The 570-nt window shown below is 64.9% G+C and carries 1 protein-coding gene; it reads left to right on the top strand.

The window, feature by feature from the left end; genetic code table 11:
* Positions 1-570, top strand: a 570-nt coding sequence (locus NRB16_RS29040) for an aminotransferase class III-fold pyridoxal phosphate-dependent enzyme (protein WP_257107588.1), incomplete at both ends; no start/stop codon positions are given.

Genomic DNA, 570 nt, shown 5'->3' on the forward strand with positions numbered 1-570 from the left:
GTGACTGACGAAGACGACAAGCGTTATGTCGATTACGTCGGCTCCTGGGGCCCGATGATTCTGGGCCACAGCCACCCGCAAGTACTCGACGCCGTGCGCAGCCAGCTGGAGCACGGTCTGTCCTATGGCGCACCGACCGCCATGGAAACCGAGATGGCCGATCTGGTCTGCTCGCTGGTGCCTTCCATGGAAATGGTGCGCATGGTCAGCTCCGGCACCGAAGCGACCATGAGCGCGATTCGCCTGGCCCGTGGCTACACCGGCCGCGACAGCATCATCAAGTTCGAAGGCTGCTACCACGGTCACTCCGACAGCCTGCTGGTCAAGGCCGGTTCCGGCGCACTGACCCTGGGCGTGCCCAGCTCGCCAGGCGTTCCGGCAGCGTTCGCCAAACACACCCTGACCGTACCGTTCAACGACCTGGAGGCCGTGCGCCAGTTGCTGGCCGATGTCGGTCAGGAAGTGGCGTGCATCATCGTCGAGCCGGTCGCGGGCAACATGAACTGCGTTCCGCCTGCACCGGGCTACCTGCAAGGCCTGCGCGCCCTGTGCGACGAACATGGCGTGGTG

The organism is Pseudomonas sp. LJDD11 (assembly GCF_024584215.1).
Classification (GTDB): domain Bacteria; phylum Pseudomonadota; class Gammaproteobacteria; order Pseudomonadales; family Pseudomonadaceae; genus Aquipseudomonas.